The organism is Psychrobacter sp. H25 (genome assembly GCF_059076335.1).
Genome location: NZ_JCACRV010000001.1, coordinates 2,854,666 through 2,871,083 on the forward strand (window position 1 = coordinate 2,854,666; position 16,418 = coordinate 2,871,083).

Genomic DNA, 16,418 nt, shown 5'->3' on the forward strand with positions numbered 1-16,418 from the left:
TGCATAGTCGTATAGTTAATTATTTTTATGGTGTTAAGGCGATGCTTATTATCTAATCATTGGCAAGTTTAGACCATAATCTTTTGCGGTCTTAATCGCCAGCTCATAACCTGCATCAGCATGACGCATAACCCCTGAGCCGCAGTCATTAACGAGCACTCGTGACAAGCGTTTGGCAGCCGCATCCGTACCGTCTGCGACGATGACCATACCTGAGTGCTGTGAGTAGCCCATGCCGACACCTCCACCATGATGCAATGAGACCCACGTCGCGCCGCCTGCCACATTGAGCATACCGTTTAGGAGTGCCCAATCAGATACCGCGTCTGAGCCATCTTTCATGCTTTCGGTTTCGCGGTTTGGACTGGCGACAGAGCCTGTATCCAAGTGATCACGACCAATGACGATAGGGCCTTTTAGTTCACCGTTTTTGACCATTTCATTAAATGCCAAACCTGCCTTGTCACGCTCACCCAGACCTAACCAGCAGATACGAGCAGGCAAGCCTTGGAACTGAATGCGCTCTTTTGCCATATCTAACCAACGATGGACGTGGGTGTTTTCAGGGAACAGCTCTTTGATTTTTTGATCAGTCTTATAGATATCTTCTGGATCACCTGATAATGCTACCCAGCGGAAAGGGCCTTTACCTTGGCAAAATAGCGGACGAATATAGGCGGGGACAAAACCTGGGAAGTTAAAGGCATCTTTCACCCCTTCATCAAAAGCTACCTGACGGATATTATTGCCGTAATCGGTCGCTGGAATATCCATCGATTGCAGATCTAAAATTGCTTGGACGTGTACGGCACAAGACTGAGCGGCTGCTTTAGTCAGTGCTGCGTGTTGCTCTGGATCCTCTTGCGCGGACCTCCATTCCTCTACTGTCCAGCCACTTGGTAGATAACCATTGATCAAATCATGCGCCGAGGTTTGATCGGTGACCAGATCAGGCTTCATGCCGCCAGCGTTAGCGCGTTTAACCATTTCAGGTAAGATATCTGCGGCGTTACCAAGTAGGGCGATTGAAACCGCTTCGCCTGCGTCCGTATGTTGTTTGATTAACTCATAAGCATGGTCAAGATCGTCTGCTTGCTTATCGACATAACCCGTACGCAAGCGAAAATCGATACTAGACTGCTGACACTCGATATTCAGTGATGTTGCACCTGCAAAAGTCGCGGCTAGTGGCTGTGCGCCGCCCATACCGCCAAGACCGGCGGTCAAAATCCAACGACCTGCCCAGCTACCGTCATAATGCTGACGACCGGCTTCCACAAAAGTCTCATATGTGCCTTGTACGATGCCTTGCGTACCGATATAAATCCAGCTACCTGCCGTCATCTGACCGTACATAAATAAGTCTTTGCGATCGAGCTCATTGAAGTGCTCCCATGTCGCCCAGCACGGCACAAGGTTAGAGTTGGCAATCAACACGCGTGGTGCATTTTCATGCGTCTGAAACACACCTACAGGCTTACCAGATTGCACCAACAACGTCTCATCATCTTCTAATTCTTTTAGTGACTCTAAGATTTGATCATAGCTTTCCCAATTACGGGCAGCGCGTCCGATACCACCGTAGACGACCAGACTTTTTGGGTTTTCAGCGACATCAGGATGTAGGTTGTTTTGCAGCATGCGATAAGGCGCTTCGGTCAGCCAGCTTTTGCAATGTAGTGTGCTACCAGTAGGCGCAGCGATATCACGAGACTCATCACGGCGAGTTAGCTTATTGTTGGTTCCATTATCGGTAGTCATGGTCATATCCTTGTAATAACAAATAGGGCAATAGAGTAGTCATAGTCAGTGTTTGACAAGCAGCCTATAAATTCATCGAAATATCGAGTAGCTCAATTAATATTTTAAGCGCTGCTGTATATTTGTATATACAAATTATCAAAGATTATTTTTTCATGCAAGGATTTTTTATTTGCCTACTCATTATTTTTGTTATTGATTTAGCAAATTGCTTACTGCTCAGGCATTTTGGCTGAGGTTTGCACAGTGGTCTCATGATATTATGCTGTCATTATTGTGAGCAGAATTGACGGTTAAAGACGAACATGACGAAGACAACTCCAGCATATCAACGTATAAAAAATGCCATATTAGACAATATTCATTCTGGTAAATGGCAGGCAGGTAAGGCGATTTCTACTGAAATGGCATTGGCTGAAGAGTTTGGCGTATCACGGATGACGGTCAATCGCGCGCTCAAAGAGCTGAGCGAGGAGCGGGTATTGGAACGCCGTCAAGGTTCAGGTACGTTTGTCGCGCAGCAGCAGTTTAACCATACCTTTGTAGAAGTGCGTAATATCGCAGAGGACCTCAAATCAGCCAATCGTGACTATGAAGCCAAAGTCGTGAGCAAGCGTGCGATGACTGCTGCTATGATTGGTGATAAATTACGTCGCAAATTCGGTATTGATGAAGTAGCAGCGCCTGTTAGTCCAAGCGCTGATGCAAATGAAACGGGTAGTAACCTTGGTATAGACAGCTTGGGCGATGCGCCTATTCTTTATGAGGTAAAGATCATCCATTTCGCAGATGGTCAGCCTATACAGTTTGAAGAGCGCTGGGTTGACGCCAACAGGGCACCAGAGTTCATCGAGCAGGACTTTACGGTCGTCAATACTAGTGATTATCTGGTTGAAAAAATACCGCTAGAGAGTGGCAGCTATACCATCCGTGCCCTTGCCGCGCCAAACGAGGTGGCAGACGCTCTGCAGATTACCCCGCAATCCCCAACTCTAGTACTACGTAGGCAAACTTACTCAGCAGGTCAAGTAGTGACCTTTGTCAAAATGTGGCATGCTGGCGATCGTTACCAGTTCTCAGGTAGGTTATAGTGACTGTCTTACGTATACTCACTGATTTTGTACGTTTGTGCTATCCAAAATGAGCTACTATATCCATAAGTTGTTATTTATTGAGTCGTCATGGCTTCTTATGTAGCCGCAATTATACATCCATACTTTTGAAAAATAATATTCAAACAGCATTGAAAAATATGCTGAGTAACCTCAAATCGAGCAGCCAAAGCCGAATATTATAGAGCAGCTATCGTACTGTCCTTGTGTATCGGCTTTTTCCTATTTGTTGATATTCACTCTATTCATTCTTATAAGGACGTCTTATGAAACGTCGTACTCTTTTAGCCCTTGCCGCTAGTACTATATTCCTTGCCGCTTGTGGTCAGTCATCTACCAATGAAGCCGATACTACCGCAACTGACAGTGCAGCGACAGGCGGTTCTGATTTGCTGCAACGTATCAATGAAGGCGGCACCATCAACGTCGGTACAGAGGGTACGTATCCTCCGTTCACCTATCATGATGAGAGTGGCAAGCTGACAGGTTATGACGTCGAAGTGACGCGTGCCGTTGCGGATAAGCTGGGCGTAGAGGTCGAGTTCAAAGAGACCCAGTGGGATGCCATGCTGGCAGGTTTGGACTCAAAACGCTTCGATATGGTTGCTAACCAAGTGAGCTTAACGACTCCTGAACGTCTGGCTAAATATGATAAGTCTATGGCTTATAGCTGGTCAGGTGCGGTTGCACTAGCACCAACGGATGACAATCGTTACAGCTCTTGGGACAATCTAAAAGGCCTACGTACCGCCCAATCACTGAGCAGTAACTATGGCGAGCTGGCAGAAAAATATGGCGCAGAAATCGTCCCTGTCGATGGTATGGCGCAAGCGATTCAATTGGTTAAGCAAGACCGTGCTGACTTTACGATGAACGACAATCTTGCCGTACTCGATTATCTCAAAAAATTCCCAGACTCTGATCTCGAGATCAAACTGACCGCACCTGCTAGTGAGCAAACAGGCTCAGGTCTAGTACTCATCAAAGGCGATGATGAAGTCGTGGCAAAACTGGATGAAGCAATGGCAGCGCTTGCCGCTGATGGCACCCTCACCAAGCTTAGCGAAGAGTTCTTTGGTGCTGATGTAAGTCAACAAAAATAATGTTAGCGTCTATCACCGCTGTGCTCGCTGAACTACTGGCGCTATTGCCATTTATGAGTCCTGATCGGGCGCAGATTGTCATCTCATCATTTTGGCCAATGCTCAAAGGTGGTATTTATTATTCGATACCACTGGCGTTGATCTCGTTTGCGATTGGTATGGCGATTGCTCTGACGGTCGCTTTGATTCGTATTGTACCGCGTGCTGGTTGGTTTCATGAGATCGTCTATCGCTTGGCGCGTATCTATGTGTCTGCGATTCGCGGTACGCCGATGCTGGTGCAGCTATTTATTATCTTTTATGGTCTGCCTAGTGTCGGTGTCAAGCTCGATCCGTTTCCCTCAGCGATTATTGCGTTCTCTCTAAATATTGGCGCATACGCCTCAGAGACGGTACGAGCTTCGATTTTATCGATTCCAAAGGGGCAGTGGGAAGCAGGTTCTACCGTTGGTTTGACGTACTTGCAAACGTTTCGTCATGTAATCTTACCGCAAGCCCTACGCGTGTCGGTACCACCATTATCCAATACCTTTATCAGTTTGGTAAAAGATACCTCACTTGCGTCACTGGTGTTGGTCACTGAGCTATTTAAACAAGCACAAATCATTACCGCTCGTAACTACGAGTTTATGCTGGTGTACACAGAAGCGGCGGTTATTTATTGGGGTATTTGTCTGTTCTTGACCTTTATCCAAGGCAAGCTTGAAACCCGCCTTGATCGCTACGTGGCAAAATAAGTCATGCGGCAAAACAAATCATGGCTCAATAGATACTCGCAAATATAGACCAGCCCAACAGGAATTTTTATGATCAAAGTCACTAATATCCATAAAACCTTTGGTAGCAATCAGGTGCTCAGAGGCATTGATTTGACTATCAATAAAGGCAAAGTGGTTGTTATATTAGGGCCTTCAGGATCGGGCAAAACCACGTTTTTGCGCTGCCTTAATGCGCTAGAAATTCCTGACAAAGGCGTGATTGCGTTTGATGATGACAGCTTAAGCGTTGACTTTGCGACCAAACCAAACAAAAAAAAGCTGCTAGCGTTACAGCGCAAATCTGGCATGGTCTTTCAGTCTTATAATTTGTTTCCGCATAAGACAGCTATTGAGAATCTGATGCTTGGTCCTACGGTGGTACAAGGACAAAGCAAAGCGCAAGCACGCGAGCAGGCATTGGTACTGCTCGATAAGGTAGGGCTATCGGACAAAGCCGATCTATATCCATTTCAGCTATCCGGTGGTCAACAGCAGCGTATTGGCATCGCCCGTGCGCTGGCGATTGAGCCGTCGTTACTATTGTTTGATGAGCCAACCTCTGCGCTTGATCCTGAACTGGTACAAGATGTCCTTGAAACCATGAAGCAGCTCGCGTCTGAGGGCTGGACGATGGTCGTGGTGACTCATGAAATTAACTTTGCTCGTGACGTTGCTGATCATGTGGTGTTAATTGAAGGCGGTGTAGTCGTCGAAGAGGGCAGTGCCAAGCAGTTATTTGAAGACTCCAAGCATCCGCGTACGCAGGCATTTTTACAGCGTATTGATCAGAAGTAGAATCGAATCACTCGAACTGTCTACCGTATTTTTAGCGCTTACAGTCTGTGTTATTAAGTCAGTTGCTAAAGCAGAAAACGATAAACTAAAAAGCCCCAATCATGCAGTCATGGTTGGGGCTTTTTTATCGACATAACCAAAATGTATTTTAGTTAGCACGTATCTTAACGAGTATATGTTTTAAACATTAGGCAATGGCGTTATACCTTTTGCCGTTGTTTTAGCCAGCGAGGTACGCGGGTGGCAGTACCGTTTAGCACCGCGTTCAATAACGCTGCTAGCAAGATAAGTCCGACACCTAAGTATTGAATCCAAGATAAAGACTGCTGCAATAACAGTACTGCAAGTGCAATCGCTGTCAATGGCTCAAAAATAGTAAAGACTGATGCACGCGTGGCAGGCAGTTTTTCTAACGCTTTCATATATAGCCCAAACGGGACTACAGTACCTAATAGAGACAGCCCTAGGACATAACCCCAAGTCATTACAGGAAGATCTAACAGCTGCCCATAAGTACGATAAGTCTCAGGTAGGAGTAGCAATCCGCCAGCACTAATGACGATAGAGGTAAAAAACACCAAAGGAGCAGGGTGAGCGTAATGCATCGCCCGCTTGCCTAATACCCCATATAAGGAATAGCACATACCTGCTGCCAAGCCGAGTAAAATACCCCAATTGACTTGTGCCTGCTCGCCTAGCATCGTCAAACCAACGCCAAATACCGCCATGAATGCCAGCGCGAGAGATTTGCGAGTAATCGACTCACTCAGTAAGAACCTCGAAAACAACAAGCTAAAAACGGGCGCAGTATATAGTAGGGCCACCGCAGGACCTGCTCCGACATAGATGACGGCAAAAAAATAGCACACCGACATACCCAGCACACCGATCAAAGACTGCATTGCGAGTCCAAACCATTGCTTGGGTTGTAGTTTGATTATGGCTGGCCATAGTTTTGGTAGCATAGCCAAGATAATAAATGCCGCCGTCACGATACGTAATATCGTCACCTGCCACCCACTAAAGCCTATTTGATTAAGATAGGTTGAAAATATACCAAGCGTGCCCCAGCAAATTGCTGCGGTAATGATTTGAATAGTGCCTATCCATGACTGATGCGAGTATTGTATCGTCGTTCCGCTGTCGATGTTTGCCATACTGTTGTCTTCTTACGATCTAAATGACACAAAGTTTTGTCAGATTACCAGTGATTTAAACGCTCTGAGCAATACTGAAATAAGAAAAGACAACCTGATTAAAGGCTGTCTTTTGTTGGTTCTCTCAGTCTATCACTAAAAGATAGTCAGTCGCTACTGGGGCATGCTACATTTAATCAATTCACAAAAACCACGCTTGAACCCGTAGGGTGTTTTGCTGAATAAAGCACACTTTTTCGGCTTGAGTCCTTGGCAAATGATTAGCATCAGCACCGCAATTTTTTGTTCGCGGCTTTATCCATTGAATCTACTCTTTTTTGAGGTCAGCTGAGGTTTGTTTATCACAAAAACGTTAAGCCTCCCGCTGTGCAACGCCATAGCTGCTGTTTAGTGTTTGATCTGATATGTTGTAGCTATCGTCAATTAACGCCGTTTGCGAAACCAATGGTAAATAAGTGGTATTTTCTGTGCAGGTAAAAGTATCGTTATCTGTCGTCCAGTTGCTGGATAAATACAGCTCATGATTTGATGGATCTATAAACCCGTTGAGATCTTCTTCTTCAAAACGATAATCCTGAAATTGGCAAGGTGTAATACCATCGTTACATAAGCTATATTTGGTTTTAGCAGGAGACAGATTGACCGAGTAGGGTGCGCCATCGAGCTTTTCCCCTAGTTGCTTTGTCTGTAGTAATCGTCCCAGATCTGGCGCGACCAGTAGCATATCACTACAGGTCACATTCCTTTCTTTGCAGCCTTTATATAGATTTAGACGTTGACCTTGGATATCCATACCCAAGATGAAGTTTGCTTGTACTGGCGTTACTGCCGAGCTGACAGCAGTCACTAAAGCTAGGCTCAAGAGCAACACAATACGTCTGAATAATAAGCAGTATTTATTTAGGCTTGAGACAGACCTAGCAATAGATATATCGGTCTACACCTGCAATAAAAAGTTACTCAGCAACCGCTTAGCCCCTTCAGTGGCAAAGGATTCAGGGTGGAATTGAACGCCTTGTATTGGATAGTCTTTGTGCGCCAGTCCCATAATCTCATCGCCCGTCAGCGCAGACTCGTCAAAGCTCAATTCCGCACGTTCATCATTGGCGACGATTGAGGTAATGGTCAGACAATCTGGAATGGTGTCTGCTTTTACCACCAGTGAGTGATAGCGCATGATTTCAAGCTCTTGCGGCAAGCCTTGATAGATACCTGTACCATCATGACGAATAGAGGATACTTTGCCGTGCATCGGCACACTGGCGCGTATCACATCACCGCCGAATACATGAGCAATGCCTTGCATACCCAAGCAGACGCCTAGTAGTGGTACTGTCTTGCCCAATGTCTCAATAACTTCCGCACAGATGCCAAAATACGCTGGATCATCAGGCGAACCAGGGCCGGGTGAGATAATGATTCTATCTAAATTCATGGCTTGTACGTCAGCTAGGGTAATCTCGTTATTACGTTTGACAGTGACTTTGGCTTCATTGCTGCCGTCCAAAGTTTGCAAAATCTCGCCGACATACTGATAGAGATTAAAGGTAAACGAGTCGTAGTTATCGATAATTAAAACATTCATGGGACATAAACTCTTTTATAAAAATATAGCTGGGTAAAATAGGGCCAACTTGCGAATGACGCTTGATAAGATTACGGCTGCATAAAGCTGTCTAACACGACTTTCATCGCAGACAGTTTGCGCTGAATCTCTAGATACTCATCGGCTGGATTTGAGTCATAGACATTGCCACCGCATGTCTGCGCGTAGGCTGACTCGCCGCTGATAAATAGACTGCGAATAGGAATGGCAAAGATACAATCGCCATTGAAGTTGAATGATCCTAGCGCACCGCCATAAGCACCGCGTCCATCTGGCTCTAGCTCATTGATGACTTTGATGGCTTCTACCTTAGGTGCGCCTGATAGTGTGCCCGCAGGGAAATTGCTGGCAAGCGCGCTAAACATATCTTCGTCAGGATGCAAGATACCAACGATCTCAGAGGAGATATGCTGTACGTGCGAGAAGCGTTTGATATCCATGAGACTACGGACTTTTACCGTACCAAATCGCGCCACACGGCCGATATCATTACGGTGCAAATCGACAAGCATATTGTGCTCGGCGATTTCTTTGTCATCGTTGAGTAGGGCGCGGGCAAGCTTACGGTCTTCTATTACATCGACGCCGCGTTTAGCTGTCCCTGCTAGTGGATAGGTTTCCATCTCGCCTTGACGTAAGCGGAACAGCAGCTCAGGCGACGCGCCAATGATGCACTGCTGCGTAAATTTCATAAAATACATGTGCGGTGATGGATTGACCGCACGCAGTTTTTCGTAGATAGGCATCTTGTCACCAGCGATACGATATTTGGATTTGAACCCAACTTCACACTGAAAGATACGGCCAGAGATGATGTCTTCTTTGACTTGCATGACGACGTTGGCATGTTCTGCTTGGCTCATACCATCGCCCAAGAACTCAACGGTAGGCGCTTCATAACTTGGAATTGGGTCATCGAGTAGCGCTTTGATCTGCTCGATACGGTTGTTTTGCTGTGCAGTGGGATAATAAAAGTAGAAAATCTCGCCTGTCATCTTATCAAGCGTCAATCCATCTAGATACACACCAAACTTAAACGGCTCAAAGTCTTCACTGGCTTTTGCCGTCAGACTCGGCTCAAAAAAGTTCACACAGTCATAACCCAAATAACCGACAAGTCCGCCGCTCTGATCACGGGCAATAACATGTTGCGGCGTGATGGCGCGAAGCAGCTCATAAGGATTGTCAGTTTGATACTTGGTGGTGGTCGCTGTTTTATTATCCGTGATAGCAAGCGTATGGCGGTCTAACGCTGCGATGGTAGTCACAGGGTTGAAGCCGATCGCATGATGGCGTGAAATATGGCTGTCTTCACCCAACGATTCGAGCAAATAACAAGTGTCAAACGCGCTCTCGATACGTTTAAATAACGCAAAAAAGTCAATATCCTGTGTGAGCTTAATGCGCTTTGGTTTGCTAGGGATATCGATAGGTGCAGGCTGGGTTTGTGCAAGTGTACTAGAAGTCATAACAAAGTCCGAAATTCATCAAATAGGTGTCGATTAGGCAATTAATAAAGTAGTTATTAAGAAGGTAATTAGTAAAAGAGTAGTAAATGCGCTAGGTAGTGGCTTAGGAGCGCGCTCTATGAGTAGCAAGTAACGCGCTTACATCATGGCTTTGCATGGCTCTAGCACCGCGAGAGACCGTGGCAATACCAACGCCCAGTTGCTCAGAGATCTCACGTTGTGTAACGCCTTGCTCAAGCAAGTCAAAAATACGAATACGATTGGCAATATCGTGTTGCTCTTTATTTGTCAGTAGTGCACTTAATAGCTTATCGATGTCTTTGCTATCAGTACAGTTTGTCAAATGAGTTAGTAAGCTCTGATAAGGATCGGTAGTCATAGTAAATAGTCTTAAACAAAAAAGGAGACAGCGCGCTCGTCAAGCAGCTATTCTGCAAAGAACTGCCTTGTTTCAGCATTCTAGTACAGTAGTACAAGAAAAACAAGTGCTAGGTAACTTGCTATCATATCATCGATATAATCTGTCATTCATCAATACAGTCCGGAGCTGTTCCTCGTTGTCAAATGTCATCAGAACCAAGCAATGAAGGCTGAACAATCAAAGCCAAGTGAGTATGAGTAAGCATAGAATTGAATAGTGAATCGAGCTGTTGATACCGCTGTGCTAACCGATATAGAAACCTCCCATCTTAGGTTTATCCTTGCCCAATGTCATTCATGTAAATTCTGCACATTAATTATTGCCAAATTGTTAATACTTCGTTATTATGCCCCTCAATAATTAAATGCTAATCATTATCATTAACATTAATGATGTTATTCGCGTATTAGCTTAAATATATGCAAGTTTATATACCCCCCAAGAGCAGTTTTATAAGAGACCGTTTATCGACGGCTTAAAAATTCTAATAGTAAAATAAAGTGAGTGTGTTATGCGTGAAGTAAAGTTATCTAGCCCATTGACTGTGCTATCTGTAGGCGTGGCAGCGGTATTGTGGACACAAGCGGCCAACGCCGCTACGGCAGATGATATGCCAAATACCACACTACAGACTATTACCGTAACGGCCAATAGCTCAGTACGTGATAGTGTGCAAGAGGACTCTGTCTATATAGATGACTACACACCAGCTGCTCAAGCAAGTCATTTGAGTGATTTTTTAGATGTGGTACCAGGAGTAGATGTAGGCGGTACCTCATCGGTCAATCAGCGCATACGTGTGCGTGGTCTTGATGATACCAACCTAAAAGTCACTATCGATGGTGCCCGTCAAGAGGGTGCGCTGTTCTACCATATGGGCGATGTCACTATCGATCCAGACTTGCTCAAGCAAGCAGAAGTGTCAGTAGGTAATAACTCAGTAACGCTTGGCAACGATGCCATCGGCGGCGCGGTTGCTTTTGAAACCGTCGATGCAGCAGATCTACTCAAGCCTGGTCAAACAGTAGGCGCCAAAATCCACGCAGGATATGGCAGCAATAACGATGAGCTGTTGACCTCAGCGACCGTTTATGGCGCTCCAACAGAAAACATCGACTTACTTGCTTATTATGGCAAGCGTGATGCCAATGCTGGCGAAGATGGTAGCGGCCGCAAAATCCAAACCGAAGACAGTGAAGGCGAAAACATCCTTCTAAAAGCAGGCGCATATGTTGGCCAAGATCATCATGTGGGCGCTAGCTTTAGCCGTACCGAAAACAAAGGGCTATTTCCATTACGTCCAGATTTCCCTGCTGGCGGTTGGAACCCAATCCTGCCGCAAGAAGTAAAACGCGACACTTACGCGCTCGATCATAATTATAACCCTGCCAATCAATTGGTTGATATAGACACTAATGTCTATCAGACCAGCACGCAGATCTTACGTAACTCTGATGGTGAGCCTGGGTTCGAGTTTGATGCAGAGGTCAAAACCACTGGCGGGAAAGTACAAAACACCAGTATTGTCGATAGCAGCATCATTGATGGTATCAAAGGCACTCATAAGCTAATTGCAGGTGTTGAGCATTACAAAAAAGAATCTGAGATGTCACGAGACTTTGCAGATGCTAGTACCGATGAAGCAACCAACACATCGGTATACCTAGAAGACCAATGGCAAATCGGCAAACTTAGCTTAACGCCAGGTGTCCGTTACGACCGCTACGAGTCTCCTGAGTTTGTATCGGCAGGCAAGACTTATGACAATGTCGTTGGCGCATTGGCTGCTAGCTATGAGATCGCACCGCGCACCCAGCTATTTGCAAGCTATACCCAGTTATTTAACGGTCCAGATCTGAGCCAAACGATCTTCAATACTGATGGCGCTGGCACCTATGTCAATGATGATCTAAAAGCAGAAGAAGGCGACAATGCCGAAGTCGGTATCGCAACGACTTTGCGTGGTCTAACGACAGCCAATGATTCGCTAAAATTAAGTGGTAAGTACTTTGAAACCAATATCGAAAACTACATCGAGTTTGTACGCGCTGGTAATGGACGAGTTGGCTTAGATTGTGCGACTGGACAATTAAACGGCAGTTGCCAAGGGGTTATTAATAACGACGAAGATTTCAAAATAAAGGGCGTGGAGCTATCAGCGGATTATAGAGTAGATAACTTCAATATGGGTCTAAGCTATGCGCGTGCACGCAGCAAGGGCGAGGAGACTGGTTACAACATCACTTCAGTGAGTGGTAGTGGCTCTGAGTCTGGTGACAAGTATATGGTCAACCTTGGCTATGCACCAACTGAGACTACTGAGCTTGGCTGGCGCAGCACTTACGTCGCCTCAGTGACGCCGAACACCGCGGGCGATGACAACGAAAAACCAAACTATGACGTGCATGATATCTTTATGAGCTATACACCAACTCAAGTTGAAGGCTTAAAAGCCACGCTTGGGGTATACAATATCTTTGATGAGACCTATGCCAGCCATGCATCACGTAACTCTATAGATGATGACTATACTGACTTTGAGATGGGACGCAACATCAAAACCTCATTAACGTATCAGTTCTAATCTCACTTATCTGGTTTAATTTAAGATAAATCTAATCGTATCAATAGAGTCAGCTGTCTATATATGGGAGCTGACTTTTTATTGTGGTTAGCTTTTAAATTATCACAACAGCGATGACGTATTTTCTAATAAACACTCACTGATAAGTGCCTACTGACAAATGCTCATTGATAAGCACTTATTGATAAGTACCTACTAAAATATTATATGAATAAAGAACCAAGACCCATGACTTCACTCAATCCGCGCCAAGTCTGTTTATGGATTCACCGTTATACTGGGCTTGCTATGGCAGCCTTTTTGATCATTGCCAGCATCACTGGGACATTACTGGCGTTTCATCATGAGCTTGATGATGTATTCAATCGCAAGCTGGTCAGTATCGACGCCCAAAAGTCACCGCTTCTGTCTATCGCAGCGCTGCATGACAAGGTTGTAGCGAGCTACCCCGCACAAAAATTCTCCAGTATGCCCACATCTATAGAACCCAATAAAGCGGTGGTGTTTTCGGTGGATAGGAGCCGAGGCAAGGGCGGTAATAAACCAAAACCAGCATTCCAAGAAGTGTATATCAATCCCTATACCAGCGATATCATTGGCACGCGTGACAAAGATGCATGGGCATGGAACAACACCATGTGGAAGGTGTTTTGGTTGCACCGCGACTTACTGCTTGGTGATATTGGCAAATGGGTGCTGGGTATTGTCTCATTGGTCTGGACGATTAACTGCTTTATTGGCTTTTATCTGACCTTTCCACGAGCCATCAAACCATCCAAAAACAAGCCGCCTTCCAATAAAAAACGGGCGTCATTCCTTAAGCGTTGGCTACCTGCTTGGAAGATTCGTCGCAAGACCAATACTTTTAAGCTCAATTATGATTTGCACCATGCTTTTGGTTTATGGCTTTGGGTCATGTTGTTCGTCATTGCATGGTCGAGCGTCGGCTTTAATCTAAAATCCGTCTATCAACCAGTGATGCAAGCCGTGGTCGGGCTAACACCAAGAGAGGGCCGACCAACCTTTAAGCCTGAGCAGAACAAATCAGCGGAGCAGCAGGGTAGAACAGAGAGAATGGCAAATTCAAATACCCCTGTTAGCAATAGTACAAATGACGCGAATATAAGCACGCAAGTTGTCAGCAAGTCCAATAGCATTGCCTATCTAAGCACGCAAGCCGAGATAGCTGCTAAGCAGAATGGTGTATTGGTACAGCAGCTATTAGGTATCCGCTGGGTTGAAGAAGACAAACAATGGCAAATGCGCTTTAAAACAAATAAAGATATTGGTGAAAAAGGTGGGGCGTCATCTATCACGGTTGATGCGGCGACAGGCAAGGTTGAGCGTGTCAATTTTGGGTATCAAACTACCTTTGGTACTAAGGCAGACCAATGGTTATCTACCCTGCATATGGGACATATCGGTCAAAGCTGGGGACATAGACTGTATCAAGTATTCTTGGCGATGATTGGACTGGCCGTAGCAGTACTATCAGTGACAGGCGTCTATCTGTGGTGGAAAGGTCGACGACAGCGCTTAAAAGCATTGCAAAAAAGTAGATAGTGGTTATCACTGAGATATGTCAGTACGTTTGATAGGCTAAATATAATGCCGATACAGATGTAGCGGTATGCGTACTGACAGGATATCGAGCCGTCTGATTACTGAGCAATCAACTACTAGTCTCTAAACAATCAACTACCAGTCTCTAAACTGTATCAACAATTACGGGGCGACCTTGATGGTTTAGGACCGTAACATCAACGTTGTACAGATCTTTCATTGTCTCTTGGGTAATGACCTCAGCAGGACGACCTATAGCAGTCACTTGACCTGATTTTATCGTAACCACCGTATCGGCAAACTGCGCCGCTTGGTTGATATCATGCAGGACGATTACTACGGTTTTTTGCTGAGAATGGCTAAGTGTGCGCAGCTCGCGCATGAGGCGACCAGCATGATACATATCTAGGTTGTTGAGTGGCTCATCAAGTAGCAAATAGGGTGTATCTTGACAGACAATCATGGCAATGAGTACGCGCTGACGCTGTCCACCTGATAGCGTTGACAAAAAACGCTCGGCAAGTGGCTCAAGCTCAAAGCGTTCGAGGATCTCTTGGACTTTTTGCACATCGTCTGCGGTTGGTTGTCCTTGATGATAAGGGTAACGACCAAACATCAACAGCTCGTGTACGCGCAGGCGTCCTTGTACTTGATTGTCTTGTCCAAGCATAGCGACGGTCTTGGCAAGCGTACGCGCCTGACAACTGGCAATATCATGCTCGCCAAAGCTTACTTGTCCAGCCTGTAGTGGTTGCAAGCGCGCCATCACCGAAAACAATGTCGATTTGCCCGCACCGTTAGGGCCAATCAACGCAATGACCTGCGCAGTAGGCAAGGACAGCGTGATGTCATGTAGGATTTGCTGCTTACCAATATGGTGAGAGATGTTATTTAGTCGAATCATAATGCGTCTTATCTCAAAAAGGTCTTGTATGAGCTTTAAATAATAATGCTGGCTAATCGATCAGGACGTACGGCGCTGAGACATAAATATCAATGCCAAGAACATCAAGCCACCTGCCAGTTCTATGACGACGGACAATACGCCTGCCATGTCTAGCACTTGCTCAAAAATAGTCTGCCCCAGTACCAAGCAAATCATAGCAACCAAGCTAACCAGGATTAGCCGCTCACTATGATACATATGACGAGCCATACGATTGGTCAGCGCACAGACCAATAGCCCAAAGAAAGTCACTGGACCGACTAATGCGGTGGCAGTAGCGACCAGTACGGCAATGATAGTTAATAAACCGAATGCCAGACGTTGATAATTAATACCAAGATTGATGGCTTGCGACTGACCGAGCATCAGGACATCGCACTGATAGCGCCAGCGCCAGACAAATACTGCCATGATGGCACAGATAATCAGGCTAATGCCAAGCAGTTGTGGATTGACCGTGTTGAACTGAGCATAGCTGGCAGACTGTACGACTATAAAGTCATCGGGGTTTATCAGCCGTGCAATGAGCGCTGATAAACTGCGAAACAACACACCAAAGATAACACCCACCAGTATCAAGCGCGTCAAATCCTGACTGCTCTTAGAAAATAGTAGCTTAAATAATAACAAAGACGCCCCAAACATTAGGACAATCTCTAGCGTAAATTTGGCGATAGGGTCAAGACTGGTAAAACTAATCGCACCCAAAAAAAACACTAGCAAGCTTTGCAGCAGTACGTAGAGTGAGTCAAACCCAAGTAAGGAAGGCGTTAAAATAGGGTTATGCGTCAATGTCTGGAACAGCAAGGTTGATACGCCAATGGCATAGCCAACCACCATCAATGCCAACAGTTTCTTGCCCCGTAGTGGTAGCGCAAAATCCCAGTAGCCATTAACATTCAACGTCAAAAATAAAGTTATGGAGATCAGTAGGGTGACAGCTGCTATAGACTTTGGATGCGCCGCTATGAATGCCCAAAATTTTGCCAACTGACCTTGTGCAGCGGCTGAATACTGACCGTTTGCTAAAGATGAATTATCTATCGCGACGCTAGTTTTGGTAGCATCAGTCTTGGTGGAAGTAAGCTTAGTCGATGAGAACATACAAAATCCTATGGTGCCAAGCCTGTCTAGTAATAAAAA

14 protein-coding genes are annotated in these 16,418 nt (G+C 45.5%); 6 read left to right on the top strand and 8 right to left on the bottom strand.

Annotation, left to right across the window (positions count from 1 at the left end; genetic code table 11):
- Positions 1-48: 48 nt before the first annotated feature.
- A complete protein-coding gene (hutU, locus tag AC5JPO_RS11735; protein ID WP_443525904.1) occupies positions 49-1,761 on the bottom strand; it encodes a urocanate hydratase in 1,713 nt (570 codons plus the stop codon).
- A gap of 305 nt (positions 1,762-2,066) precedes the next feature.
- Here hutU and AC5JPO_RS11740 point away from each other — a divergent pair, with 305 nt between their 5' ends.
- The 4 genes from AC5JPO_RS11740 (at position 2,067) to AC5JPO_RS11755 (ending at position 5,529) form a co-directional block, all read left to right on the top strand.
- Positions 2,067-2,852 (top strand): UTRA domain-containing protein, encoded by a 786-nt coding sequence (locus AC5JPO_RS11740; protein ID WP_443525906.1) that lies wholly within the window; start codon positions 2,067-2,069, stop codon positions 2,850-2,852.
- Positions 2,853-3,139: 287 nt separating this feature from the next.
- A complete protein-coding gene (locus tag AC5JPO_RS11745; protein ID WP_443525907.1) occupies positions 3,140-3,976 on the top strand; it encodes an amino acid ABC transporter substrate-binding protein in 837 nt (278 codons plus the stop codon).
- Entirely contained in the window at positions 3,976-4,713 is a 738-nt protein-coding gene (locus AC5JPO_RS11750) for an amino acid ABC transporter permease (RefSeq protein ID WP_319051306.1), read from the top strand. The genes AC5JPO_RS11745 and AC5JPO_RS11750 overlap by 1 nt, the downstream gene beginning before the upstream one ends.
- A 69-nt stretch (positions 4,714-4,782) precedes the next feature.
- The gene (locus AC5JPO_RS11755) at positions 4,783-5,529 is read left to right on the top strand and encodes an amino acid ABC transporter ATP-binding protein (RefSeq protein WP_443525910.1); all 747 of its coding nucleotides are present in this window, start codon (positions 4,783-4,785) and stop codon (positions 5,527-5,529) included.
- A 200-nt stretch (positions 5,530-5,729) separates the two neighbouring features.
- Here the strand turns inward: AC5JPO_RS11755 and AC5JPO_RS11760 are convergent, their stop codons facing one another.
- The 5 genes from AC5JPO_RS11760 to AC5JPO_RS11780 all read right to left on the bottom strand — a co-directional run bounded on the left by AC5JPO_RS11760 (position 5,730) and on the right by AC5JPO_RS11780 (position 10,140).
- Positions 5,730-6,686, bottom strand: a complete 957-nt coding sequence (locus AC5JPO_RS11760) for a DMT family transporter (RefSeq protein ID WP_443525911.1) — start codon at positions 6,684-6,686, stop codon at positions 5,730-5,732.
- A 352-nt stretch (positions 6,687-7,038) separates the two neighbouring features.
- Positions 7,039-7,548, bottom strand: coding sequence for a hypothetical protein (locus tag AC5JPO_RS11765; protein WP_443525913.1), 510 nt, complete (start codon positions 7,546-7,548; stop codon positions 7,039-7,041).
- 75 nt (positions 7,549-7,623) lie between these two features.
- On the bottom strand, positions 7,624-8,271 hold the full coding sequence (locus AC5JPO_RS11770) for an anthranilate synthase component II (RefSeq protein WP_443525915.1): 648 nt from the start codon (positions 8,269-8,271) through the stop codon (positions 7,624-7,626).
- 71 nt (positions 8,272-8,342) lie between these two features.
- Positions 8,343-9,761: an anthranilate synthase component I family protein gene (locus tag AC5JPO_RS11775; RefSeq protein WP_443525917.1), complete on the bottom strand. Its 1,419-nt coding sequence runs from the start codon at positions 9,759-9,761 to the stop codon at positions 8,343-8,345.
- A 103-nt stretch (positions 9,762-9,864) separates the two neighbouring features.
- On the bottom strand, positions 9,865-10,140 hold the full coding sequence (locus AC5JPO_RS11780; RefSeq protein WP_443525918.1) for a Trp family transcriptional regulator: 276 nt from the start codon (positions 10,138-10,140) through the stop codon (positions 9,865-9,867).
- A gap of 553 nt (positions 10,141-10,693) precedes the next feature.
- Here AC5JPO_RS11780 and AC5JPO_RS11785 point away from each other — a divergent pair.
- On the top strand, positions 10,694-12,766 hold the full coding sequence (locus AC5JPO_RS11785; RefSeq protein ID WP_443525920.1) for a TonB-dependent receptor domain-containing protein: 2,073 nt from the start codon (positions 10,694-10,696) through the stop codon (positions 12,764-12,766).
- 228 nt (positions 12,767-12,994) lie between these two features.
- Entirely contained in the window at positions 12,995-14,329 is a 1,335-nt protein-coding gene (locus AC5JPO_RS11790) for a PepSY-associated TM helix domain-containing protein (RefSeq protein ID WP_443525921.1), read from the top strand.
- Positions 14,330-14,474: 145 nt separating this feature from the next.
- Here AC5JPO_RS11790 and AC5JPO_RS11795 read toward each other — a convergent pair whose 3' ends face one another.
- Entirely contained in the window at positions 14,475-15,233 is a 759-nt protein-coding gene (locus tag AC5JPO_RS11795) for an iron ABC transporter ATP-binding protein (protein WP_443525923.1), read from the bottom strand.
- 60 nt (positions 15,234-15,293) lie between these two features.
- On the bottom strand, positions 15,294-16,379 hold the full coding sequence (locus tag AC5JPO_RS11800; protein WP_443525925.1) for an iron chelate uptake ABC transporter family permease subunit: 1,086 nt from the start codon (positions 16,377-16,379) through the stop codon (positions 15,294-15,296).
- Positions 16,380-16,418 lie beyond the last annotated feature (39 nt).